Genomic DNA, 24,375 nt, shown 5'->3' on the forward strand with positions numbered 1-24,375 from the left:
CGGCGTGTTACCGCGGCCTCTGACCCCAACCGCTCGAACTGGAGGGAGCGCAGTAGCCTGCCGCGGTGGGCTCGGCCTGGTCGGCCGAATGATCAGACTCCGTGTCGCTGTTTGGCACCTCACGCTCCGACGATTCGTAACGCGATGTCCACGTAGCCGTCGGCGATCTCCTCCTCCGACCAGCCACCTTCGCGGTACCAGCGTGCGATGTCGATCCCGAGCGACTGGAGCGCCACCGTGGCCATCCGCGGATACCGCGTGTGGAACGCGCCGGTGGAGATGCCGCGATTCACCAGATCGGAGAACAATGCGTCGATCTCGCTGCGTATTCCGGCCATCTCGGCAAGGTGCTGCGGGGAAAGCGCGGCGAGTTCGTAGTTCACGATCCGAGCCGACGTGTGCGTGCGAACGTGGTGTTCGACGAAGCCACGCATCACTGCGCGCAACTGCTCGACCGGGTCCTCGGAGGCGTCGACGGCCTGCCGGAGCACGGTCAGCGCCTGCTCATGGCCTGCCTTGGAGATGAGGTAGAGGAGCTCCTCCTTCGAGTTGTGGTGCACGTAGAGCGCGGCGGGGGACATCCCCGCTGCGCTGGCGATGTCCCGGGTGGTGGTGCCGTGATAGCCGCGTTCGGCGAACGCGTCCACCGCGGCCTCGGCCAGGCGGGCTCGGGTCGCCTCGGCGCGGGAGGTGTCCTTCGTGTCGCTCATCTGCGCCTTCCCTCTTCGTAGGACCAGTCGCAGCAGAGTAAGGCGCCTGTGGGGTCTCCGGCGCTTGACGACTGGGCAGCGGTTCGAGCAATATCGCCTAAGCAAGCGCTTATTCAATTGTGGAGGTTCCTCGTGCCCGAAGCCGTTATCGTCGCCACCGCCCGGTCCCCCATCGGGCGCGCCGGCAAGGGCTCGCTGAAGGACCTCCGTCCCGACGAGCTCGCCGCCCAGATGGTGCAGGCCGCGCTCGTCAAGGTCCCGGAGCTGGACCCCACCGAGATCGATGACCTGGTCCTGGGGTGCGGCCAGCCGGCCGGCGAGTCCGGGTTCAACATGGGCCGCGTCGTCGCCGTCCGCGTCGGCCTCGACTCCGTGCCCGGTACGACAGTGAACCGGTACTGCTCCTCAAGCCTGCAGAGCACCCGGATGGCGTTGCACGCGATCCGGGCGGGTGAGGGCGACGTCTTCATCAGCGCCGGCGTCGAGACTGTGAGCCGGTTCTACAGGGGCAGTGCCGACGGACTGCCGGACACCATGAACCCGTTCTTCGACGTGGCGATGCGGAGTACCGAGAAGCGGGCGGCTGGTGGGGCGGAGACCTGGGTCGATCCACGCACGTCGGGCCACCTGCCTGACGTCTACATCACGATGGGGCAGACCGCCGAGAACGTCGCCCAGCACGCCGGCGTCACGCGCGCCGACCAAGACGCCTTCGCTGTCCGGAGCCAGAACCTCGCCGAGCAGGCGATCGCCGATGGGTTCTGGGCGCGGGAGATCACCCCCGTCACGCTCCCGGACGGGACCGTCGTCTCCGCCGACGACGGCCCCCGTTCCGGGGTGACGCTAGAGAGCGTGGCCGCCCTACAGCCGGTGTTTCGCCCCGACGGCACCGTCACCGCCGGCAACTGCTGCCCCCTCAATGACGGGGCTGCCGCACTGGTGATCATGTCGGACGTCAAGGCCAGGCAACTTGGCCTCACTCCGCTGGCCCGGATCGTCTCTACCGGCGTCACCGGCCTCTCACCGGAGATCATGGGCCTCGGGCCGGTGGGGGCCAGCCGTCAGGCGCTGCGCCGTGCGGGCATGACGATCGACGACGTCGACCTCGTCGAGATCAACGAAGCGTTCGCCGCGCAGGTCATCCCCTCCGCCCGCGAGCTCGGGATCGCGGAGGACAAGCTCAACGTCAACGGCGGCGCGATCGCGGTCGGTCACCCGTTCGGCATGACCGGCGCGCGGATCACCACCACCCTGATCAACTCGCTGCAGCACCACGACAGGCAGATCGGTCTCGAGACCATGTGCGTGGGCGGGGGCCAGGGCATGGCGATGGTGCTGGAGCGGCTCTCGTGACGAGGGCGTCCGGCCAGCGCGCCGGACAGGGCGTCGTCGTCACCGGGGCCGCGCGCGGGATCGGCCGCGCGCTCGCCCGGCGACTCGCCGCCGGCGGTGCCCGCCTGGTGGTCAGCGACGTCGACGCGGACGCGCTGGCCGAGGTCGCTGCCGAGGTGGGCGGTCTCGCCGTCCCGGGCGACGCCGCCTCGGTCGACGGCGTGGCGGCGCTGGTCGCCCGGGCCGAGGAGCACCTCGGTGGCATCGACGCCTACTTCGCGAACGCCGGCAGCGACCGCGGCCGAGGGCTGCTCGCCGGCGAGGACGACTGGGCGGCCAGCCTTGAGGTCAACGTGCTGGCGCACGTCCGCGCCGCACGGCTGCTGGTGCCCCGGTGGCTGGAGCGCGGCGGGGGCCGGTTCGTGGTCACCGCCTCTGCCGCGGGTCTGCTCACGATGCTCGGCAGCCCGGCGTACTCGGTCAGCAAGCACGGCGCGGTCGCGTTCGCGGAGTGGCTCGCCGCGACGTACCGGCACCGCGGCATCGTGGTGCAGGCGATCTGCCCGCAGGGCGTGGCGACCCGGATGCTCGAGGAGTCCGGTGGGCTCGAGGAGATCCTCAGCCACGACTGGGCGCTGAGCCCCGACGAGGTCGCCGAGGCGGCCTGGACGGCGCTCGCCGACGACCGGTTCCTGGTGCTGCCGCACCCGGAGGTCGAGGGCTACTTCCTCGCCCGCGCCCAGGACCACTCGCGCTGGCTGGCCGGGATGAACCGGTTGCAGCAGCGCCTCGACCTCCGAGGAGCAGACGCGTGAAGGCGTGGCAGGTGGACCGGCTCGGTGAGCCGCGTGAAGTGATGGTGCTCGCCGACGTGGCGGACCCCGAGCCGGGGCCCGGCCAGCTGGTCGTGCGCGTGCTCGCCGCGGCGGCGAACTTCCCCGACGTGCTGATGTGCCGGGGCGAGTACCAGGTGAGACCGGACCTGCGTTCACACCTGGCATCGAGCTGAGCGGGGAGGTCGTGGCGGTGGGCGCCGGCGTCACCCGGCACACGGTGGGGGACCGGGTGCTCGGCGCCTCAGTGCTCCCGTACGGCGGCTTCGGGGAGCTCGCGCTGATGGAGGAGCACACTACCTTCGCCGCACCGCTCGAGCTCGACGACGCGGAGGCCGCGTCCCTCTACGTCGGCTACCAGACCGGTTGGTTCGGGCTGCACCGGCGCACCTCCCTCCGTCCCGGCCAGACGCTGCTCGTGCACGCGGCGGCCGGCGGCATCGGCTCGGCCGCGGTCCAGCTCGGCGAGGCCGCCGGTGCCAGGGTCATAGGCGTCGTCAGCGGCCCCGACAAGGCCGACGTCGCCCGCCGGCTCGGTGCGGACGTGGTCGTCGACCGCCGGGAGCAGGACTTCGTCGAGGTGGTGAAGGCCGAGACCGACGGCCGTGGCGCGGACCTGGTCTACGACCCGGTCGGCGGCGAGACCTACGCCCGGTCGACCAAGTGCATCGCCGTCGAGGGCAGCATCCTGGTGGTCGGCTTCGCCGGAGGGACCATCCAGTCCGCGGCGCTCAAACACGCGCTGGTGAAGAACTACTCGATCGTCGGCCTGCACTGGGGGCCCTACACCCAGCGCGACCCGGCGCTGGTCCAGGAGTGTCACGACGCGCTGTCGGCACTCGTGAGCAAGGGCCTGGTCAGGCCGTTGGTCAGCGAGCGGCTGGCCTCGAGCGACCTCGCCGCAGACGTCCAGCGGCTCGCCGACGGGGTCACGGTCGACCGGGTCGCCCTGCAGGCATGAGCACCGGCAGCGAGCGCTGCCCGGGAAGGAGAACAGGTGAGCGTCCGCGTCTTCACCAGCACCGACGAGCTGTCCGAGGCACTCGGCACCCACGTCGGCTACTCGGGCTGGCACACCGTCAGCCAGGAGCAGATCGACGGCTTCGCCGACGCCACCGGTGACCACCAGTGGATCCACGTCGACCCGGAGCGTGCCGGCCAGGGCCCGTTCGGCGGCACCATCGCGCACGGCTACCTGACGTTGTCGATGGTCCCGATGATGACCTGGGAGACGATGCGCATCGAGGGCCTGTCGATGGAGGTCAACTATGGCGCCGAGAAGGTGCGGTTCCCCGCGCCGGTGCTCGTGGGCTCGCGGGTCCGCGCCGGGATCGAGTTGCTCACCCTCGCCCCCGCCGGGGACGGGTACCGGCTGACCTCGCGCATCACGGTCGAGCGCGACGGCGGGGACAAGCCGGTCTGCGTGGTGGACGCGGTCTCCTACCTGGTCGCGTGATGGACGCGGCGGTGCCCGGGCTCGACGTGGCCAGGTTCACAACCTGGTTCGCCGGCGCACGCCGCGACCTGGCCGGTGACCTGGGCGGCGCGGTCTCGGCGTCCGGCGTCGCCGGTGGCAAGTCGAACCTCACCTACGAGCTGGTTGCCGGAGCGCGTCGCTGGGTGGTGCGGCGGGCGCCGCTGGGACACGTGCTGGCCACCGCGCATGACATGGCGCGCGAGTACCGGGTGATGACCGCGCTCGCGGAGACCGCCGTTCCGGTGCCGAGGACGGTCGCGCTCTGCGAGGACCCCGACGTGACCGGGGCGGTCACCTACGTCATGGAGCACGTCGCCGGTACGCCGTACCGGAACGCCGCGCAGCTGGCGCCGCTCGGCCCGGGCCGGGTCCACGGGATCGCCGAGGGCCTGGTGGACACCCTGGTCGACCTGCACCGGGTGGATCCCGGTGCGGTCGGGCTGGCCGACTTCGGTCGCCCGGACGGGTTCCTGGAGCGGCAGGTCCGCCGCTGGCGCACACAGATGGACGGTTCGCTGCGCCGCGAGATGCCGGCTGCGGGGACGCTGCACCAGATGCTGCTCGACCGGCTGCCGTCCTCGACGGGGCCGGGGCGGATCGTGCACGACGACTACCGGCTGGACAACGTGCTCGTCGACGCCGAGGACCGGCCGGCCGCGGTGATCGACTGGGAGATGGCCACCCTCGGCGATCCGCTCACCGATCTGGCCATGCTGGTGATCTACTGCCGGATCGCCGGTGGCGACGCGGTCGCGGACGCCGCCAACGCGCCCGGTTTCCTCGCCGAGGACGAGATCCTCGACCGCTACGCGACCCGGGCCGGGACCGCCCTGGCCGGGTTCGGCTTCTACCTCGGCCTCGCCGCCTTCAAGCTGGCGGCGATCCTGGAAGGCATCCACGTGCGGTTCCAGCAGGGCCAGACGGTGGGCGCCGGCTTCGAGGGCGTCGGTGCCGTCACCGCACCTCTGCTCGACCTCGGCATCTCTTCGACGAAGGAGCTCGACTGATGGATTTCGGCTACGACGCCCGCACGGAGGACCTGCGGGAGAACCTGCTCGACTTCATGGACTCGCACGTCTACCCGGCGGAGGCGGTCTTCCACGAGCAGCTGGCGGCTCAGGAGAACCGGTGGGCCTGGGACGCCGCCCCCGTGATGGGCGAGCTGCGTGCCGCCGCGCGGGCGCGCGGGCTCTGGAACCTCTTCCTGCCCGGTGACGAGGGCGCCGGTCTGACCAACCTCCAGTACGCCCCGTTGGCCGAGATCGCCGGTCGCAGCCTGCTGCTCGCGCCACCCGCGATGAACTGTGCCGCGCCGGACACCGGCAACGTGGAGGTGCTGCACCTGTTCGGCACTGCGGAGCAGAAGGAGCAGTGGCTGAAGCCGCTGCTCGACGGCGAGATCCGGTCCTCGTTCGCGATGACCGAGCCGGACGTCGCCTCCTCCGACGCCACGAACATCGGGACGTCCATCGTCCGCGACGGCGACGAGTACGTGATCAACGGGCGCAAGTGGTGGATCACGGGGGCGATGAACCCGAACGCCGCGATCTTCATCGTGATGGGGAAGACCGACCCGACCGCGTCCCGGCACCGGCAGCAGTCGATGATCCTGGTCCCGCGCGACGCTGAGGGGCTGGAGATCAAGCGCGGCATGCACGTGCTCGGCTACGACGACCACGACCACGGTGGCCACGCCGAGCTGGAGTTCCACGACGTCAGGGTCCCGGCCGCGAACCTGATCGCCGGCGAGGGCGAGGGCTTCGCGATCGCGCAGGCCCGGTTGGGCCCCGGGCGGATCCACCACTGCATGCGGTCCATCGGAGCCGCGGAGCGGGCCCTGGAGCTGATGTGCGCCCGGGTCGACGACCGGGTCGCCTTCGGCAAGCCGCTCTCGGAGCAGGGCGTCGTGCGGGACTGGATCGCCGAGTCCCGCATCCGGATCGAGCAGCTGCGGCTGCTCACCCTCAAGGCCGCCTGGCTGATGGACACCGTCGGCAACAAGGGTGCCCACACGGAGATCCAGGCGATCAAGATCGCCGCGCCCGCGACCGTGCAATGGATCCTGGACAAGGCGATCCAGGCGCACGGCGCGGGTGGGCTGTCGCAGGACTTCCCGCTCGCGGCGTCGTACGCCGGCATCCGCACGCTGCGCCTAGCCGACGGGCCGGATGAGGTGCACAAGGACGCCCTCGCCCGCGCGGAGCTCCGCCGCCAGCAGGCGGCGCGGGCGACCACGCGCTAGTCCGCGCACTCCGGGTAACGTAAAGGTCGCCGGTGCTGCCTTTCGTCGCCTACGCTGTGCGAGCAAGCGCTTAGTAGATGGAGGAGTGCCTCATGGCAAGGAAGCCCGACGCGCTCGGCGAAGCCGGTGCACGCCGGATGGCGTTCCAGCGCGAGCACGAGTACGTGTCCCCCCGGGGACTGTTCGACGACGTCGAGCCCAAGGGGTCGCGTCGGTTCCTGACCGCCGCCGTCGCGGCGTTCAACGGCCGCGGCTACCACGCGACGACCACGCGCGACATCGCCACCCTGGCGGGTTCGAGCCCGGCCGGGATCTACACGTACTACGCGACCAAGGCCGATCTGCTCTACGAGATCGCGGTGATCGCGCACCAGTACATCCTCGACGAGACGCTGGCCGCGGTCGCGTCGGCGTCCGACCCGATCGGCCGGATCAGCGAGATCGTCCGGCGGTCGGTGACCTACCACGCCGAGGAGCACGTCCTCGCCCGCGTGGTGAACACCGACTTCCGCTCGCTCGAGGTGCAGCGGCTGGCCACGATCATGAAGATGCGGCGGCAGATCAGCCGGGTGGTGCACGACGAGGTGCAGCGCGGCGTCGACCTGGGCGTGTTCCACGTCGCCCACGTCGATGGCGCCGCGATCGCGATCCTGCGCCTGATGGACGTGGCGCCCTGGTACAACGAGCGCGGACCGATGTCCCCGAGCGAGCTCGCCGAGGTCTACCTCGGGCTCATCTTGAACATGCTCCGCGCCGATCGCTCAGATGACGGACGCGACCGAGATGCCGCCGTCAACGGGTAGCACCACGCCGGTCACGTACGCCGAGGCCCGCGCAGCCAGGTAGACGATTGCGCCGGCGATGTCGTCGTCGGCGCCGATGCGCCCCATGGGTGCCACCTCCTCAAACGTCTCCTTCTCCTTCTCGAGCGTGGCCGCCATCATCTTGGAGGCGAAGGGACCCGGCGCGATCGCGTTCACGGTGAGGTCCGGGCCGAGCTCGACGGCCAGCACCCGGGTGAGGTGGTGCAGGCCCGCCTTGGCCGCGGAGTAGGAGAAGTTCGGCAGCGCCGGGACCCGGAGCCCGTCGATCGAGCCGATGTTCACGACGCGCGCCGGGTCGCCGTCCGTGGCTGCCGCGCGCAGCAGGCCGATCAGCTCCTGGGTCAGGTAGAAGGGGCCCTTCAGGTTCAGGTCGAGGACCTTGTCCCAGCCGCTGGCCGGGAACTCCGCGAACGGAGCGCCCCAGACCGCGCCGGCGTTGTTGACCAGCACGTGCAGAGCGTCGGTGTGCTCGGCGACCGCGGCGGCCAGTTCGCGGCAGCCCTCCTGGGTGGACAGGTCCGCCGCCAGGGGGACGACCCGGCCGAGGTCGGCCAGTTCGGCCGCGGTCTGCTCGCAGTCGGCGAGCTTGCGGCTGGCGATGATCACGGTCGCGCCTGCCTGGAGGAGGCCGCGCGCGGCCATCCGGCCGATGCCGCGGCCGCCGCCGGTGACGAGCGCGGTCTTGCCGGTGAGGTCGAAGAGCGGGTTCATGGTTCTCCTTGTGGTGGGTCAGGACGCGGCCGGCACCGGCGGGCGACCGTACGCCGCCCGCAGCTCGCCAAGCCGTTGGTGGTAGGCCTCGACGTTGCGCTCCTTGATCTCCTCGTAGCCGCGGACCATGTCGGGGAGCGAGGCGATCTGGACCGCGAGCTCGTGGTTGTCGGCGCGCAGCCCGGCGGCCAGCTCGTCGACCAGGACGCGGTACTCCATGATCAGGGCCCTCTCGGTGCGCCGTACCCGGGCGTAGCCGAAGACGTCGAGCGGAGTGCCGCGCAACCTGCGGAGCATCCGGAGCAGCACGAAGACGACCCGGAACCAACGGCCCAGGGTGAGCTTCTTCTTCATGCCCAGGGCGCGGAGGGCCGGCGGGTGCAGCCGGTAGGACGCCTTGTAGCCGGGCCCGAACTGAGCCTCGAGCGCGGCGTCCAGGGCCGGGTCGAGGGAGAGCCGGGCGACCTCGTACTCGTCCTTGTACGCCATCAGCTTGTGGAGGTGCTGGGCGGTCGCGAGCGCGAGCTCCTCCGCGCCGGGCACGGCTGCGGCCTCGGCGGCGCGGACCCGTTCGACGAGCTCGGCGTAGGCGGTGGCGTAGCGGCCGTCCTGGTACGCGATCAGGTCGGTCACGCGCCGCAGGACCAGGGCGGCCAGCTCGCCGCCCGGCGCGGCGTGCACGGTCGCGGCGATCCGGAGCGCCTCGGCCGTGGGCTTCTCTGCGCGGGCCGAGGGAGTGAGCGCGGCCAGATCGCCCTGGAGGGCACCCGGGTCGCTCACGAGCTGGCGACCGCGACGGAAGGCCTGGATGTTCCGCTCGACCTGCACCCCGTTGAGCCCGATCGCCTCCTCGAGGTGCTCTGCGTCGAGCGGCAGCGCGCCCAACTGGAAGGCGACGCCGACGAGGAAGACGTTCGCGAACTGGTCGTCGTCGAACAGGTCCTTGGTCAGCCGGCGAGCGTCCACGAACCGGCTCTGCTCGGGCCGGGAGACCGCCTCGATCCGGCCGGCGGTCTCGGAGGCGTCGGGGAACGCGACGGAGGTGTCGGTGACCATCGCGCCGGTCGGCACCTCGGCGGTGGACACGACCGCGACCGTGCGGTCCGGGCTCGCGACGCCGAGGTAGCCGTCGCCGGCGGCGACGAGGACGTCGCAGCCCAGGTAGAGGTCGGCCTCGCCCCGGGCGATCTTGTTCGCCCGCTCCAGGGGCCGGGTCGAGATCTTCACGTCGGAGACGACGGCGCCGCCCTTCTGCGCCAGGCCGGTCTGGTCCAGGGTGCGCACGAACCGTCCCGACCGCGAGGCGGCTGTCGCGATGATCTGCGCCGCCGTGACCACGCCGGTGCCGCCGATGCCCGTGATCCGCATCCCGAACTCGTCGGAGGGCACGACCGCGCCGGGGGCCGGCAGCGCGTCGGGCGCGAGGTCGCCGACCACCCGCCGTGTAGTGGTCCGCGCACCGGTGGCGGCCGGGACGACGGTCAGGAACGACGGGCAGTCGCCATCGAGGCAGGAGTAGTCCTTGTTGCACGAGGCCTGGTGGATCTGGGTCTTGCGGCCGTACTCGGTGCCGACGGGCTGCACCGAGAGGCAGTTCGACTTCGCGCCGCAGTCGCCGCAGCCCTCGCAGACGCGCTCGTTGATGAACGCGCGTTGCGCGGGTTCCGCGACCAGCTTGCGCTTGCGCTTGCGGCGCAGCTCGGTGGCGCACTCCTGGTCGTGGATCAGCGCCGTGACGCCGGCGATCCTCGCGAGCTCCTCCTGGGTCTCGACCAGGGCGTCGCGGTGCCGGACCTGCACGCCTCGCGGCAGCCGAACGCGGCGGTACCGCTTCGGGTCCTCGGTGGTGATGACGATGCTGCCGACTCCTTCGGACCGGAGCTCGGCGACGATCTCGGGCACCGTCATCTGGCCGACCGCGTCCTGGCCGCCGGTCATCGCGACCGCCGAGTTGTAGAGGATCTTGTAGGTGATGTTCGCGCCGCTCGCGACCGCGGCCCGGATCGCCAGGCTGCCGGAGTGGTGGAAGGTGCCGTCGCCCATGTTCTGCAGCATGTGCGGCGTCTCGACGAACCGGTGCATGCCGATCCAGGGGCCGCCCTCGCCCCCCATCTGCGTCAGGCCGACCACGTCGCCGACACGGGTGCTGGGCATCATCGCGACCATGCCGGAGCAGCCGATCCCGGCGCCGACCATCGACCCGTCCGGAGTGCGGGTGGAGCGGTTGTGTGGGCATCCCGAGCAGAAGTACGGCGTCCGGGCCAGCAGCGGGAGCGCGATCCGGGTTGGCTTCGGCTTCTGCTTGGCCGCGCTCGGCGCGGCCGGCAACGTGAGGTGCTCGGCCAGCCGCCTGCGGAGCGCCGCCGCGATCAGCTCGGGGTCGAGGTCGGCGTCCGGTCGCAGCAGCGGCATCCGGTTCAGCGTGGTCTTGCCGGAGACGGCAGGCGCGTCGGGACGGCCGTAGAGGATGTCCTTCACGCCGCTCTCGACGAAGGCTCGCTTCTCCTCGACCACGATGATCTCGTCCAGGCCGTCGGCGAACGCGATGATCTCGTCGGCGTCGAGAGGGGAGACCAGACCCAGCTTGAGCAACCGGATCCGGTGGATCTGCAGGTCCTCCTCGGACAGGCCGAGCTTGGCGAGCGCCTGGCGGACGTCGAGGTAGCTGGCGCCGGGGACGATGATGCCGACGACGGCATCATCGGTCGCGCCGTAGGTCTTGTTGAGGCTGTTGGCCACGGCGTACCTGGCGGCGAGGACGTGGCGCTTGGTGGCGAGGCTGTTCTCCAGCCGCGCGAGCGTCGGCTGCAGGAAGTTCGCGGAGACCTCGTGCACGTAGGCGAACCCATCGACCCGGTTGTCCGGGATCACGGGCTGCACCCTGTCCGGGGCCACCTCGGTGGTCGCCGACCCGTCGGCGACGTTGGTGGCGATCTTCATGCCGACCCACAGGCCGCTGAACCGCGACATCGCCACGCCGTGCACGCCGAGGTCGAGGATGTCCTGCGGGTCGCTGGGGCTGAGCACGGGGAGGCCGAGCTCGGCCATGGCGATCTCCGAACTGCTCGGGACGGTCGAGGACTTGGCGATCGAGTCGTCGCCGACCAGAACGAGCGCGCCCCCCTCAGGATGGGCGCCACCGAGGTTGGCGTGGCGAAGCGCGTCGGACGCGCGGTCGAGACCGGGTGCCTTGCCGTACCAGATGCCGATCACGCCCGCGTACTTCTTGCTCGCCTGTGCTCCGGCGAGCTGGCTGCCCTGGACCGCGTTCGCGGCGAGCTCCTCGTTGAGCCCGGGGGTGAACACCACCCCGTGCGCGTCGAGCAGTCGCTGCTGCCGGGCGAGCTCGAGGTCGTAGCCGGCCAGCGGCGAGCCCTCGTAGCCGCTGATTAACGCGGCCGTGTCGCGGCCGGCGGCGAGGTCGTGCCGGCGCAGGTCGAGGGGCAGACGGACGAGGGCTTGCAGGCCAGACAGGTACACGGTCCCGCGCTCGACGGTGTAGCGCTCGGCGAGCGGGCCTGCGGCGCCGAGGGCGGTCGTGGTCGAGGCCGAAGCCATGCTTCCTCCGGGTGAAATCGGGCCATTTCGAGGGCGCGCACCATCAAATCCCGGGGGTACCCCGACTGTCTGCTGGCAGAACCACGATTTCTGGCCTCATGAGGCAGAATCTCTCGTGGAATCCACAAATCAGCCTCCGGAGGGCAGGTTCAGGCGATGGCGAAGTCACCGAAGAAGGCCGGGCGCGAGGCGATCCAGGAGGTCCTCTCCGACCTGCTCGCCGACATGCCGACGTTGTCGCGCGGCATCGTCCGGGAGATCCGGGCCCGCGTCCCGGAGTACGACCGCGTGCCGCTCGGGGACCATGCCGACCACGTGCAGGAGCAGCAGGAGCGGATCGTCCGAGCCCTGATCGCGGAACGCGGACTGGACCAGGAGGACCTCCGCCGAGCCGCCGCGCTCGGCCGCTTGCGCGCCACCCAGGGCGTGAGCGTGGAGGGCGTCATCAGCGCCTACCACGTCGGCAACCGAGAGCTCTGGCGGCTCATCGACGAGCGCGCCGACAAGGGCCGGGAGTTCCTGCCCGAGCTGGCCGGGACGATGTGGGAGAGCATCCACGAGACCGCGACCGAGATCGCCGCGGCGCACTCCTCCGTGGCTCGTGCCCGGCACACCCAGGACCTCACCATGCGGCACCGGTTCGTCGAGCTGCTCGGCCGCGAGGAGGGCGAGGCGGAGACGCTGGAGATCGCCGCGCGGCTCGGCTTCGACGTGCACGGCCCCTTCCTCGCGGCCTGCATTTCCGCAGGTGAGCGGCCCGATGGGATCGCCCAGACGGTCCACGAGGAGCTCGAGTACCTGGACGGCACGTCCTTCGCCATCCGGCAGGGCGCCGTCCTGCTCGTGCTTGCGCAAGGGCCCGACGAGGCGGCGCTGACCGAGCTCGTCGGCCTCCTCGAACCGGTCCCGCGGGCCGGTGTCGGCCTGCGGCGCACCGGCCTCGCGGGCGCACGGGACAGCATCCGCGACGCCGCCGAGGCGCTGGCGGCCACCACCACCGCCGATCCCGTCGCGAGCTACGCCGTCGACTGGTGGCGCGCCTGCGTCGCGGCCCAGCTGGACCGCCTGGCGCCGGTGCTCGACGAGGCCCGCGAGGTCGCTGCCGGCAACCCGCACCTGGTGGAGGCGGTGCGCGCGTTCGCGGACGGAGGCTTCTCGGTGGCGGCAGCCGCCAAGCGCCTCCACGTGCACCCCAACAGCGTCGCCTACCGGCTCGACCGGTGGGACCAGCTCACCGGCTGGAGCCCGCGGGAGTTCGCGGGTCTGGTGCACTCACTGGGCGCCTGCATGGGCGTTCAGGACCTGGAATGAATTGACCTGCTCGAAACAGAATCGCAACTAAGCGCTTGCTTGCCAGACCGTACTATCCGTGCCATAGTCACGCCCACTGTGACCGCAGTCACGTGATACGAGAGGTGGTCGAGCAAGAGATGTCGCACTACGACGTGATCGTGATCGGCGGCGGGATCGCCGGCGTCTCGATCGGGTTCGAGCTGTCGAGGACCGCCACGGTCTGCCTTCTGGAGATGGAGTCGACGCTCGCGTTCCACACCACGGGGCGCTCGGCCGCCACGTTCCTGGAGACCTACGGCGGCCCGGAGATCCGGGCGCTGACGACTGGGAGCCGCGAGTTCCTCGAGAACCCGCCGGAGTTCTTCGAGTCGGAGCTGATGACGCCGCGCCCGCTCCTGCAGTTCGCCAAGCAGGGACGCGGTGCCGTCATCGAGCAGCTGCACGCCGACGTGCTGCCGCTGGTCCCGGACGCGGAGCTGCTCGGCCCCGACGAGGTCGCCGCGCTGTTCCCCGTGGTCCGACCCGGGTACGTGGAGCGGGGCATGTACGAGCCGGGTGCCATGGAGATGGACGTCGCCGGCCTGCACCAGGGCTACGTCCGGGGCCTGAAGGCCAACAAGGGCGAGATCGTCAAGAGTGCCCCGGTCGTCGGGCTGACCCGCGGTCCGGAGAGTTGGACGGTCGACACCGCCGACGGCGAGCGGCGTTCGGCCGCGGCGATCGTCGATGCCGCGGGCGCCTGGGGCGACGTCGTCGCCGAGATGGCGGGCGCGAAGCCGGTGGGCCTGACGCCGTTGCGGCGGACCATCTTCATGGTCAACTCACCGCAGGGCGCGCAGACCAAGGACCTGCCGATCTTCGGTGACATCGACCAGTCGTTCTACGTCAAGCCCGAGGGGGCGCAGTTCCTCTGCTCGCCCGCCGACGAGACGCCGTGCCCCCCGATGGACGCGAAGGCCGACGAGCTCGAGATCGCCCGGGCGATCGACGAGATCAACGCCGCCACGACCCTGAACGCGCGCAGCGTGACCACCTCGTGGGCCGGCCTGCGCAGCTTCGTGCCCGACCGCAACTTCGTGGTCGGACCCGACTCCGACGTGCCCGGCTTCCACTGGTTCCTCGGCCAGGGCGGCTACGGCATCCAGACGGCTCCGGCCGCGGCGCGGGTCGGCGCGGCCCTCGTGCGGGGCGAGGAGCTGCCCGCCGACCTGGTCGAGCGGGGGCTCGACGCCGCCAAGCTCGCCCCGCACCGCCCCGGCATGTCGGTCTCGGCAGGACACTGAGGAACGCCCGTGGACTTCCTGCAACAGGTCATCAACGGCCTGACCATCGGCAGCGTCTACGCCCTGGTCGCAATCGGCTTCTCCGTCGTGTACGGCGCCCTCGGGCTGGTCAACTTCGCCCACGGCGACATCCTGATGGCCGGTTCGTTCGTGGCGTTCGGGGTGCACACCTCCTTCGACGTGCCGATCGTGCTGGCCTGCCTGGTCGGCATCGGTGCCGGGATCCTGCTCGCGGGGATCGTCGAGGAGGTGGCCGTCCGCCCGGTGCTCAAGGCCCACCTGCTGATCCCGATGATGACCACGCTGGGCATGGGCCTGGTCATCCGCAACGTCGTCGAGCTGAAGTGGGGATCGGGCACCCTCCCGTTCCCGTCGTTCGCCGGCTCGGGCTTCATCGAGATCGGCGGACTCCAGATCGCGCGGGCCGCCGTCGTCACGCTGGTCGTCGCGGTGGTGACGCTCGTCGGGTTCGCGGCCTTCCTGCGCTACACGAGGCCCGGCTTCGCGATCCGGGTCGTGGCCCAGGACATGACCGCCGCCCGGCTGATGGGCGTCGGTGTGAACCGCACGATCTTCGCGGTCTACGGCGTCGGTGGCGCGCTCGGGGTGATCGGCGGGCTGCTCTACGCGAACACCCTCGAGGTCGTCTACCTCGGGATGGGCTTCCCGATCCTGCTCAAGGGGTTCGCCGCGGCCATCGTCGGCGGCATCGGGAACCTCCAGGGCGCCCTCATCGGGGGACTGGTGCTGGGGATCCTCGAGGCGACGGTCGGTCCGTCCGCCGGGTCCTACCGCGACGCGATCGCCTTCTTCCTGCTGATCGTCATTCTGCTCGTCCGCCCCGCCGGCCTGCTCGGCGCCCGTGTCCAGGAGCGTGTGTGATGTTGGGCTTCCTTCCTCGCCCGGTGATCCGGGCAGCGTTCGTCGGGCTCGTGGTGCTGGCCTTCCTGCTCCCGAACCTGACCCAGCCGTACACCATCCGCGTTGCCGCGACGATCCTGGTGTTCACCGTCTTCGCGACCGGGCTCAACCTGATCCTCGGGTTCGCCGGGCTGCTCAGCTTCGGACACGCCGCGATGTTCGGTGCCGGCGCCTACATCTCGGCGCGACTGCTCCTGGACACCGGAATGCCGCTGCTGGCGGTCATGGTGATCTCGGTCCTCGGCAGCGCCGTGTTCGGTCTGCTGGTCGGACTGACCTCGTGGCGGGTCGGCGGCGACTACCTCGCCCTGATCACCCTCGGGGTGGGGCAGATCTTCTACCTCTACCTCAACAACGCCAAGGAGGTGACCGGCGGCGCGACCGGCCTCCCCGGCATCCCGGCCGGCAACTTCTTCGGCTGGGACCTGGCGTTGATCGAGAACATCTACCTCTTCATCCTGGTGGTCACGATCGTGACCACCGCGTTCGCGTGGCTCATCGGCCGCTCCTTCCTCGGCCGTGCGTTCCTCGCGATCCGCGAGGACGAGGTGATTGCCCGGGCCCACGGCATCAACGTCCCGCTCACCAAGGTGATCGGGTTCGGCATCGGGAGCGGGATCGCCGGCCTGGCCGGCGTGCTGCAGGTGCTGCTGCTCGGCTTCGTCGGTCCGGCGACCTTCAACGTCGACCAGTCCATCCTCATCGTCGAGGTCGTCCTGATCGGCGGGATGGCGACGACGGCCGGCCCGCTGCTCGGTTCGCTCCTGGTGATCGGGTCGACCGAGTACCTGCGGGCGCTCGCCGACTACCGCTCGATGATCTTCGGTGCCCTGATCCTGATCGTGCTGCTCTGGAAGCCCGGCGGCCTGGTGCAGATCCTCGGGATCGGTGACACCAGATCGTCGAGCTACAAGTTCCCGTTCTCCCTGTTCGGCCGGCGTCGCACGGCCGGTGAGACGACGCCCAACACCCACGCTCGGGTCGAACCGATCGCCGAGGAGGTGCGGCCATGACCGCCGCCACGCTGGACGCTCCGATCTTCAAGGCCACCGATGTCGGCTGCCGCTTCGGCGGCGTCGTGGCCCTGGACAAGGTCGACTTCGAGGTCGGGCAGAGCGAGATCGTCGGGCTGATCGGACCGAACGGCTCCGGGAAGACCACGCTGCTCAACGTGCTGTCGGGCATCTACCGGCCGAGCGGTGGCTCGCTGGAGATCGACGGGGAGCCGTCGCGGTTCAAGTCCTCGCGGGTCCTCAGCCGCAAGCACGGTCTGGCCCGGACGTTCCAGAACATCCGGTTGTGCCCCTCGCTGACGGTGCGCGACAACGTGCTGATCGGCATGCACGCGACCTTCCGCTGGTACGACGCCCTGTGGGTGTTCGGCAAGGCGAGCCGGGAGCGGAAGGCCGACGAGTTCGTCACCGAGGTCCTCGAGTTCGTCGGCATCGCCGACAAGCGTGACGAGATCGCCACCGACCTGGCCTACGGCGACCAGCGCCGGGTCGAGATCGCGCGAGCCCTGGCGACCTCACCGCGCCTGCTCCTCCTCGACGAGCCGGCCGCGGGCATGAACCCGCGGGAGGCGCGGGTCCTGGTCGACCTAATCAACCGGATCCACCAGGAGCGGAAGATCTCGGTCGTCGTGATCGAGCACAACATGAACGTGGTGATGAACACGGCGTCCCGGGTGATGGTCCTCGACGCCGGGCTCTGCATCGCGCACGGGGACCCGAAGACGGTCAGTGCCGACTCCCATGTCCTAGAGGCCTACCTGGGAAAGAGGTTCCGCGATGCCTGAGACCTTGTTGCGTGTCGAGAACCTGACCGTCCGGTACGGACCGGTGACCGCCCTGCACGGTGTCGACCTGCACGTCGACCGGGGTGAGATCGTCGCCCTGGTGGGCGCCAACGGCGCCGGCAAGTCGACGCTGCTGAAGACGATCTCCGGCCTGATCAAGCCCGTCGGCGGCGAGGTCACCTTCGACGGCCGCGAGCTGACCCGCATGTCGGCGCACCGGATCGTCGAGGCCGGGCTGGTGCACGTCCCGGAGGGACGGCACGTCTTCCCGCGGTTCAGCATGCGGGACAACCTGATCGCCGGGGCGTTCAGCAAGGACTTCAAGAAGGCCGGCAAGCGGGCCGACGAGGTCATCGCGAGCACACCGATCCTCGCCCGTCGGTCGGGCAGCGTGGCGGGACAGCTCTCCGGCGGAGAGCAGCAGATGCTGGTCATCCAGCGCGCGCTGATGGCCGACCCGGTGATGGTGATGCTCGACGAGCCCTCGATGGGTCTGTCCCCGGTGCTCGCCGACCAGGTCCTCGAGCTGGTCTCCAACCTGCGCGACCGTGGCGTCACCGTGCTGCTGGTCGAGCAGAACGCACTGGGTGCGCTCGACATCGCCGACAGGGTCTACGCGCTCGCCACCGGCGAGGCCCTGTACAGCGGACGGTCCGAGGAGCTGCGGGACGACCCGCACTTCGCGGACCAGTTCCTCGGCGTCGTGTCGGCCGACGCCGAGAGGCGGGCCGCCGAAGCCGGTGAGGGCGCCCTCGCCCCGGGGGTCGGGACGACCTCCCTTTGAGCACCCGTCGCCCGGACGCGACGAAGCTTCCGGGCGGCGGGGGTGCCGCAGGTACGCGGTGACGGGACACCGGGTGCACGCGCGCCGCATTGCAGCACCACATCCAGCACTAGGAGCATGTATGAAGTTCAAGAAGGCGTACCTCGCGGCTGGCGCCACGCTGGCGTTGGCGCTCTTCGTCAGCGCGTGCGGCAGCGACTCGGGCGGGTCCGGCGGCGGTGGCGATGACACGATCACCGTGGCGGTCGCGGGTCCCATGACCGGAGACAACGGCATCTACGGCCAGGATCAGCTGTCGGGCGTGCAGTTCGCAGCGAAGGAGATCAACGACTCGGGCGGGATCCCTGACGGTCCGTTGAAGGGCAAGAAGATCAAGGTCGTCAAGTTCGACGACGTGGCCGACCCCAACCAGGGTGCGTCCGTGGCGCAGAAGATCTGTGACGACACCAGCATCATGGCGGTCTTCGGCCACAGCAACTCCTCGGTCACGCTCGCCGCGGAGCCGATCTACGAGCGCTGCGGGGTGCCGCTCTTCGTCAGCTACTCGTCGAACCCGGAGATCACCGCGGAGCTACACGAGAACCTGTTCCGCACGCTCATCGACGACGCCAAGATGGGCAGCGAGATGGCGAGTTTTTCCCACGACCAGCTCGGCTTCAAGAAGGTCGGCGTCATCGCCTCCGACGACGACTACGGCGACGGCCTGAAGACCAACTTCAACAAGACGGCCGAGGAGATCGGCCTCGACGTCGCGAAGACCGTCACGACGTCGGCGAAGCAGAAGGACTTCACGCCGCAGCTGACCGAGCTCCGCAACGCCGGTGCCGACTCGCTGGTGCTCCTGAACACCTACACGGACGCCGCGCTGCAGATCAAGCAGGCCGACGCGATGGGCTGGGACGTCCCGATCTTCGTCACCCCGGGCTCGAACAGCCCGGAGCTGGTCAAGATCGCCGGTGAGAAGGCGGCGGAGGGCACAATCGTCGCCGCGGTCTTCGACCCCAACTCGAGCGAGCCGGGCCCGGCGAAGTTCGTCAACGACTTCACCGCCGCCAACGGCAAGGGTCCGGGCGAGTCCGCCGCGATGTCCTACGACTCCTTCTACGTGTTCCTGACCTCCCTGGAGAAGGGTGCGAAGGACCGCAAGAGCGTCATCGAGAAGTCCGCCGAGATCGGGACGTTCACACTCCCGATCCGCGGCGAGCTGATGTTCAACGAGACCCACGAGCCGACGGTCGTGCCGGGCAAGCCCGCGCAGATCCTGCTCCAGGTCAAGGACGGCCAGATCGGCAGCTACGCCGGCTGACCGCTCTCCGCAAGACCAGGGTGCCGTGCAGGGGAGTCCCCTGCCCTGCACGGCACCCGTCCCACCCCTTCGCCCCTGACCTCGAACCAGCAAGGAGCCGGCCCATGACAGACATCCTCGACACCATGACCGAGTGGGCCGCGGAGCTCACCTGGGACGACCTGCCCGAGGAGGTCCGGGAACGGGCCGGCTTCGCGCTGACCGACACAGTGTCCACGATGGTCGGCGGCGCTCCGACCGCGGCGGCGGTCATCGCGCTCGACTACGCCGCCACGGCCGGCGGCTCCGCGCCGCTGGTCGGGCGGGGGGCCGCGACCACCCCGGCCAACGCGGCCTTCGGCAACGGCGTCGCGGCGAGCGCGCTCGACTTTGACGACGGGCACTACCTCGCGGGCGCCATCCACCCTGGTTCCGTGATCGTCCCGGCGGTGCTCGCGGTCGCCGACTCCGTGACCACGGTCGCCGACGCACTCGTCGCGCAGGTCGTCGGCTACGAGATCGGCCTGCGGGCCGCGGCGATGCTCTGGCCCAAGCACGACCTGGACCACTACCACGCCACCGGCTGCGCCGGAGCGATCGGCGCCGCGGCCGCGGCCGCCAAGCTGCTCGGGCTGGACGCCGACGGCCTCGCTTGCGCGATCAAGATCTCCTGGCTGCACGCACCGATGTCGACCTTCGGCACGCCGATGGTCAAGGAGTCGATCGGCTGGGGTGCGTCCACGGGCGTCGCGGCGGCACAGCTCGCCGAGGCCGGCTTCATGAAGGTCCCGGAGGGCTACGACATCCCGGCCAACGAGGTGCTCCCGCCGTCGCCGTTCCACCAGCCAGGCGCGGCCGAGGACCCCTTCGTGACCAGCATCGGCACCCGCTACGAGGTGCTGCACACCTACTTCAAGTCCTTCGGCGCGTGCCGCTACACGCACGCCGCCGGAGCGGGCCTGCTCTCCCTGCTCGCCGAGCACGGCATCGCCGCGGCCGACATCGCCCGCATCCGGGTGGGCACGCACAAGGCGGCGACCTTCCTCGACGAGGTGGCGCCCAGGACCATCGACACGGCGCAGTACAGCTTCCCGATCGTGCTCGCCTCGCTCGCTCTGTGGGGCGCTGCTGGAGCCGAGGAGATGGACGCGTCCCGGCTCGACGACCCGGAGCGGCTCGCGCTCGCCGGCAAGTTCAGCCTCGAGCACGACGCCGACCTCGACCAGCACTACCCGGCGCGCTACCCGAGCCGGGTCGAGGTCGAGACGACCGACGGCCGTACCGTTCGCGGCGTCTACCTGGACGGTCCCGGCGACCCGGGCACCTCGTTCGGACCGGCCGAGCTCAGGCAGAAGTGGCAGCGGCTTCTCGGCGCGATGCTCGGCGAGACGGGCGCCCAGGGTGTGCTGACCGGACTCGGCGACCCCACGTCGACGCTGCACGCCGTCCTGGTGCCCGTGTGGGGGAGCAAGTGAGCGCAGACCCACTCGCTCCGGGCGCCGCGGGCAACCTGTCCCGGCTTCTCGAGCCACTGCGGCTCGGCGGGCGGACCCTGCGCAACCGGATCATCGTGACCGCGCACGCGACGTACAACATCGACGCCGAGCACCTCCCCAACGAGGACGACGTCGCGTACTTCGTGGAGCGGGCGCGCGGCGGCGCGGCGCTCGTCGCGATGGGCACCACCGCGGTGCACCCCAGCTCGCCGACGCCATACGGCATCTACCACAACTTCGACGACCGGATCGTGCCGCGCTACGAGGCGCTCAGCGCCGCCGTGCACGAGCACGGCGGGCTGATCGTCCCGCAGCTGGGCCACATGGGGGCGCGCACGGACGGTGAGGCGGGCCCGGTGTGGGCACCATCCCAGGTGTCGCACCACCTGTGGGGGAGCGTCCCGTACGCGATGAGCCGCGCCGACGTCCGCACCGTGATGGAGGCCTACGCGTCCGCCGCGAAGCGTGCGGTGCGCGGGGGGATGGACGGTGTCGAGCTCTCGGTCGGTCACGGGCAGATGATCAACCTGTTCCTCTCCCCGCTGACCAACCAGCGCGAGGACGAGTACGGCGGATCGGACGAGGCGCGCTTCCGGTTCTGCCGCGAGGTGCTCGAGGGCGTCCGGGAGGCCGTCGGCGACGCGCTCCTGCTGGTCCGGGTGAACGGATCCGACGAGGCGCCCGGATCCCTCGACCAGGACGCCTGGCTCGACATCGACCAGCGCATTGCCGAGTCCGGGCTCGTCGACGCCATCAACGTCTCGGCGAACTTCTACGGGTCCGTGATCCCCACGATGGCCGTCGCACGGGGCTGTTACCTGCACTACGCCCGCGCGGTGAAGCAACGGGTCGACCTGCCGGTCGGCGCCGTCGGCCGGATCACCGACCCGACGATGGCGGCGCAGGCGCTGGAGGACGGCGACGCCGACTTCGTCGGGATGACCCGCGCCCACATCGCCGACCCGCACCTGGTCCGCAAGATAGCCGAGGGCCGCACCGACGAGATCCGGCCGTGCATCGGCTGCATCCAGATGTGCCAGGGCGAGCTCGGCCGCCACCGCAATGTGAAGTGCGTCTACAACGCGGTGACCGGTCGGGAGCGCTTCCTGCGTGAGGTGGAGACCACGCCGGCCGCCGCGCGACGGCGCGTCGTCGTCGTCGGAGGGGGCCCGGCGGGATTGGAGACAGCACGCGTCAGCGCGCTCCGCGGTCACGACGTGACCCTGTTCGACGAGCGAGCCGAGCTCGGCGGGGTGGTCCGGGTCGCGGCGCGGACGGACGGCCGGGACGGCCTCATCGACGCGGTCGACTGGCTCGGCAACGAGGTCCGCCGGCTCGGGGTGGACGTGCGGTTGCGGCGTACTGCGGAGGCCGCGGACGTCCTCGCGCTCAAGCCCGACGTCGTGGTGCTCGCCACCGGCGCCTCGGAGGCGCTGCCGCTGTGGGCCGAACGCGAGGACCGCCGGCTGCTCGGTGCCGCCGACGTCGTCTCCGGACGGCCCGCCCTCTCCGGCACGGTGGCCGTGGTCGACGAGACGGACCGCACCAGCGGCATGTCGGCGGCGCTGGCGGCCGCCGAGCAGGGTTGCTCGGTGGTCCTCCTCACCGCACGCCCCGGCCCGGCCGAGCTCGTCGAGCGGGAGGTGCGCGACGACTTCCTGCAGCGCCTGGTCGCCGCCGGCGTCGAGATCCGCACGTCGACGCAGGTTCGCTCCTGGGACCGGGGCGCGGGCGTCCTGCACTGCGGGGTCGGCGGACTCGCCGCACTGACCTATCGCGACGTCGACGATCACGGGCACGTGCTCGTCCGCGACGTCCCCGATCTCGCCGTCGCCGCCGACTTCGTCGTCCACACCTGGACCGAGCCGCGGGCCGAGCTCTTCGAGGACCTGCCCGACTCGGTCGACGTGCGCGCCGTCGGCGACGTGCTCAACCCCCATCGCATCGAGGGCGCGGTCCACGCTGCCTTCGAGCTCGCAGCCAGCTTCTGATCCACCACCTGAGGAGAGAACCGATGTCCCTTCCACTCCGTCCCGCCGTTGCCGCCGGCGACTTCGTCGCCATCTCGGGCCAGGTCGGCGTCGCCGATGGTGCCCTCGTCGAGGGCGGGATCAGCGCCGAGGCCAGGCAAGGCCTGGCCAACCTGGTCGCCGTGCTCGAGGCGAACGGGCTGACCACCGCAGACGTGGTGAAGACCAATGTGTTCCTGACCTCGATGGACGACTTCGCCGCGATGAACGAGGAGTACGCCAAGGTCTTCACCGAGGACTTCCCGGCGCGGTCCGCGGTCGCGGTGCACCAGCTCCCGATCGGCGCGGTCTTCGAGATCGAGGCGTGGGCCTACCGCGGGAACCAGCGGTGACCAAGCCGGGCTCGGTCGTCGTCACCGGCGGCTCGCGTGGGATCGGCAGGGCCTTCGTCGTCGAGGCCGCGCGACGCGGGTACGACGTGTTCTTCACCCATCGGGGACGTGCCTCGGACGCCGCGGACACCGTAGCCGCCGCGGGGGACACGACGGCCGTGCGCGCCGTGGAGGCGGACCTGCTCGACCGGACCGCGCTCGAGGGCGCGGTCGCGACGGTCCTCGAGCACGGGCCGGTGCACATCCTGGTCAACAACGCCGGCACGATGGCCCACGGCCTCCTCGGCGAGCTGACCGAGGAGGGCTGGCGCCGGTCCTTCGACGTGCATGTGACCGCCCCGATGGTCCTGGCCCGCGGGTTCGCCGAGTCGTTGGCGGCAACCGGTGGTGCGATCCTCAACGTGTCCTCCACCGGCGGCGTCGTCGGATCGGTGCACGGCGCCGCCTACGGTGCCAGCAAGGCGGCGATCCTCGGCCTGACCAAGTCGCTGGCCCGCGAGCTCGCCCCGTCCGTGCGGGTGAACACGCTGGCACCCGGGCCGGCGGGCACCGACATGTATGCCGACCTGCCCGAGGACGAGCGCCGTGCCGTCGAGGACGAGACGCCGCTCGGTCGCGTCGCCGAGCCGCGCGAGATCGCCAAGGCGGGCCTGGACCTGTGCCACTGGACCTACGCGACCGGCCAGACGCTCGTGGTCGACGGCGGACGGGTGATGACGTGAGCGCGGCCAAGGTCGCGGTGGTCACCGGGGGCTCCCGCGGCATCGGACGGGCCGTCGTGGTGGAGGCCGCGAGGCGCGGGTACGACGTGGTGTTCAGCCACCGCGGCCGCGCCGACGACGCAGCGGAAACGATGGCCGCGACGGCGGACTCGGGACGCACGGTGCGCGGTGTGCTCGGCTCGATGGAGGACCCGGCCGACCTGACCCGTCTGGTCGACGCGGCCCGCGAGGTCGGGGAGGTGCACCTCCTGGTCACCTGCGCGGGCTTCCTCGCCGACACCCGGCTGGCCGAGGTGACCGACGAGCACTGGTGGGCCTCGCTCGACGTGCACGTCACCGCGCCGATGCTGCTGGCCAAGGAGCTGGCCGCCGACCTGGCCCGGGTCCGCGGCGCGATCGTCAACGTCGCCTCCGACGGGGGCGTCGCCGGCTCGGTCCACGGTGCGCCGTACGGGACCTCGAAGGCCGGCACCATCGGGCTCGGCCACTCCCTTGCCCGCGAGCTCGCCCCGCACGTGCGGGTCAACACCCTTGCGCCGGGGCCGATCGCCACCGACATGTGGGACGCGGTGCCCGAGGCGAGTCGTCGGGCCGTCGAGGATGCGACCCCGCTCGGTCGGGTAGGGACAGCCGAGGAGATCGCGCGGTGCGCGCTCGACCTCGCGTCGTGGACCTACGTGACCGGTCAGACCCTCGTCGTCAACGGCGGACGGGTCATGAAGTGAACGTCTTTCTTCCACCAAC

23 protein-coding genes are annotated in these 24,375 nt (G+C 70.9%); 20 read left to right on the plus strand and 3 right to left on the minus strand.

What is annotated here, in order from left to right; genetic code table 11:
- Positions 1-119 precede the first annotated feature (119 nt).
- Complete coding sequence (locus NOCA_RS10665) at positions 120-710, minus strand: TetR/AcrR family transcriptional regulator (RefSeq protein WP_011755286.1); 591 nt, start codon at positions 708-710, stop codon at positions 120-122.
- 132 nt (positions 711-842) lie between these two features.
- On the opposite strand from NOCA_RS10665, the gene NOCA_RS10670 reads away from it, so the two are divergent.
- The 8 genes from NOCA_RS10670 (at position 843) to NOCA_RS10700 (ending at position 7,397) form a co-directional block, all read left to right on the plus strand.
- Positions 843-2,063: an acetyl-CoA C-acetyltransferase gene (locus tag NOCA_RS10670; protein ID WP_011755287.1), complete on the plus strand. Its 1,221-nt coding sequence runs from the start codon at positions 843-845 to the stop codon at positions 2,061-2,063.
- Entirely contained in the window at positions 2,060-2,857 is a 798-nt protein-coding gene (locus tag NOCA_RS10675) for an SDR family oxidoreductase (protein ID WP_011755288.1), read from the plus strand. Before NOCA_RS10670 ends, NOCA_RS10675 begins: the two co-directional genes overlap by 4 nt.
- Entirely contained in the window at positions 2,854-3,051 is a 198-nt protein-coding gene (locus tag NOCA_RS28250) for a hypothetical protein (RefSeq protein ID WP_238383453.1), read from the plus strand. The genes NOCA_RS10675 and NOCA_RS28250 overlap by 4 nt, the downstream gene beginning before the upstream one ends.
- 11 nt (positions 3,052-3,062) lie before the next feature.
- Positions 3,063-3,836, plus strand: a complete 774-nt coding sequence (locus tag NOCA_RS10680) for a zinc-binding dehydrogenase (protein WP_337998993.1) — start codon at positions 3,063-3,065, stop codon at positions 3,834-3,836.
- A 36-nt stretch (positions 3,837-3,872) separates the two neighbouring features.
- On the plus strand, positions 3,873-4,331 hold the full coding sequence (locus NOCA_RS10685) for a MaoC family dehydratase (RefSeq protein WP_041546466.1): 459 nt from the start codon (positions 3,873-3,875) through the stop codon (positions 4,329-4,331).
- Complete coding sequence (locus NOCA_RS10690; protein WP_041546467.1) at positions 4,331-5,359, plus strand: phosphotransferase family protein; 1,029 nt, start codon at positions 4,331-4,333, stop codon at positions 5,357-5,359. The genes NOCA_RS10685 and NOCA_RS10690 overlap by 1 nt, the downstream gene beginning before the upstream one ends.
- On the plus strand, positions 5,359-6,594 hold the full coding sequence (locus tag NOCA_RS10695; protein ID WP_011755290.1) for an acyl-CoA dehydrogenase family protein: 1,236 nt from the start codon (positions 5,359-5,361) through the stop codon (positions 6,592-6,594). Before NOCA_RS10690 ends, NOCA_RS10695 begins: the two co-directional genes overlap by 1 nt.
- Positions 6,595-6,686: 92 nt before the next feature.
- Positions 6,687-7,397 (plus strand): TetR/AcrR family transcriptional regulator, encoded by a 711-nt coding sequence (locus tag NOCA_RS10700; RefSeq protein WP_011755291.1) that lies wholly within the window; start codon positions 6,687-6,689, stop codon positions 7,395-7,397.
- On the opposite strand, the gene NOCA_RS10705 is transcribed toward NOCA_RS10700, so the two are convergent.
- Both NOCA_RS10705 and NOCA_RS10710 read right to left on the minus strand, forming a co-directional pair.
- Positions 7,356-8,129: an SDR family oxidoreductase gene (locus NOCA_RS10705; RefSeq protein WP_011755292.1), complete on the minus strand. Its 774-nt coding sequence runs from the start codon at positions 8,127-8,129 to the stop codon at positions 7,356-7,358. The genes NOCA_RS10700 and NOCA_RS10705 overlap by 42 nt on opposite strands.
- Positions 8,130-8,147: 18 nt before the next feature.
- Positions 8,148-11,687, minus strand: coding sequence for an indolepyruvate ferredoxin oxidoreductase family protein (locus NOCA_RS10710; RefSeq protein ID WP_011755293.1), 3,540 nt, complete (start codon positions 11,685-11,687; stop codon positions 8,148-8,150).
- A gap of 156 nt (positions 11,688-11,843) precedes the next feature.
- On the opposite strand from NOCA_RS10710, the gene NOCA_RS25740 reads away from it, so the two are divergent.
- The 12 genes from NOCA_RS25740 to NOCA_RS10770 all read left to right on the plus strand — a co-directional run bounded on the left by NOCA_RS25740 (position 11,844) and on the right by NOCA_RS10770 (position 24,356).
- Entirely contained in the window at positions 11,844-12,998 is a 1,155-nt protein-coding gene (locus NOCA_RS25740) for a PucR family transcriptional regulator (RefSeq protein WP_011755294.1), read from the plus strand.
- A 104-nt stretch (positions 12,999-13,102) separates the two neighbouring features.
- The gene (locus tag NOCA_RS10720) at positions 13,103-14,263 is read left to right on the plus strand and encodes an NAD(P)/FAD-dependent oxidoreductase (RefSeq protein ID WP_197687661.1); all 1,161 of its coding nucleotides are present in this window, start codon (positions 13,103-13,105) and stop codon (positions 14,261-14,263) included.
- 9 nt (positions 14,264-14,272) lie between these two features.
- Positions 14,273-15,145: a branched-chain amino acid ABC transporter permease gene (locus NOCA_RS10725; protein WP_011755296.1), complete on the plus strand. Its 873-nt coding sequence runs from the start codon at positions 14,273-14,275 to the stop codon at positions 15,143-15,145.
- Positions 15,145-16,197 (plus strand): branched-chain amino acid ABC transporter permease, encoded by a 1,053-nt coding sequence (locus tag NOCA_RS10730; RefSeq protein WP_011755297.1) that lies wholly within the window; start codon positions 15,145-15,147, stop codon positions 16,195-16,197. Before NOCA_RS10725 ends, NOCA_RS10730 begins: the two co-directional genes overlap by 1 nt.
- Entirely contained in the window at positions 16,194-16,982 is a 789-nt protein-coding gene (locus tag NOCA_RS10735; RefSeq protein WP_011755298.1) for an ABC transporter ATP-binding protein, read from the plus strand. Before NOCA_RS10730 ends, NOCA_RS10735 begins: the two co-directional genes overlap by 4 nt.
- On the plus strand, positions 16,975-17,766 hold the full coding sequence (locus tag NOCA_RS10740; RefSeq protein WP_011755299.1) for an ABC transporter ATP-binding protein: 792 nt from the start codon (positions 16,975-16,977) through the stop codon (positions 17,764-17,766). The genes NOCA_RS10735 and NOCA_RS10740 overlap by 8 nt, the downstream gene beginning before the upstream one ends.
- A gap of 121 nt (positions 17,767-17,887) precedes the next feature.
- Positions 17,888-19,072: an ABC transporter substrate-binding protein gene (locus NOCA_RS10745; RefSeq protein ID WP_011755300.1), complete on the plus strand. Its 1,185-nt coding sequence runs from the start codon at positions 17,888-17,890 to the stop codon at positions 19,070-19,072.
- A 104-nt stretch (positions 19,073-19,176) separates the two neighbouring features.
- Positions 19,177-20,526 (plus strand): MmgE/PrpD family protein, encoded by a 1,350-nt coding sequence (locus tag NOCA_RS10750; RefSeq protein ID WP_011755301.1) that lies wholly within the window; start codon positions 19,177-19,179, stop codon positions 20,524-20,526.
- Positions 20,523-22,538 carry an oxidoreductase gene (locus NOCA_RS10755; protein ID WP_011755302.1) on the plus strand — a complete coding sequence of 672 codons (2,016 nt, stop codon included), beginning with the start codon at positions 20,523-20,525 and terminating at the stop codon, positions 22,536-22,538. Before NOCA_RS10750 ends, NOCA_RS10755 begins: the two co-directional genes overlap by 4 nt.
- 23 nt (positions 22,539-22,561) lie before the next feature.
- The gene (locus NOCA_RS10760; RefSeq protein WP_011755303.1) at positions 22,562-22,909 is read left to right on the plus strand and encodes a Rid family hydrolase; all 348 of its coding nucleotides are present in this window, start codon (positions 22,562-22,564) and stop codon (positions 22,907-22,909) included.
- Entirely contained in the window at positions 22,906-23,631 is a 726-nt protein-coding gene (locus NOCA_RS10765; RefSeq protein WP_011755304.1) for an SDR family NAD(P)-dependent oxidoreductase, read from the plus strand. The genes NOCA_RS10760 and NOCA_RS10765 overlap by 4 nt, the downstream gene beginning before the upstream one ends.
- Positions 23,628-24,356, plus strand: coding sequence for an SDR family NAD(P)-dependent oxidoreductase (locus tag NOCA_RS10770; RefSeq protein WP_011755305.1), 729 nt, complete (start codon positions 23,628-23,630; stop codon positions 24,354-24,356). Before NOCA_RS10765 ends, NOCA_RS10770 begins: the two co-directional genes overlap by 4 nt.
- The last annotated feature ends 19 nt before the right edge of the window (positions 24,357-24,375 follow it).

This window comes from Nocardioides sp. JS614 (genome assembly GCF_000015265.1).
Classification (GTDB): Bacteria; Actinomycetota; Actinomycetes; order Propionibacteriales; family Nocardioidaceae; genus Nocardioides.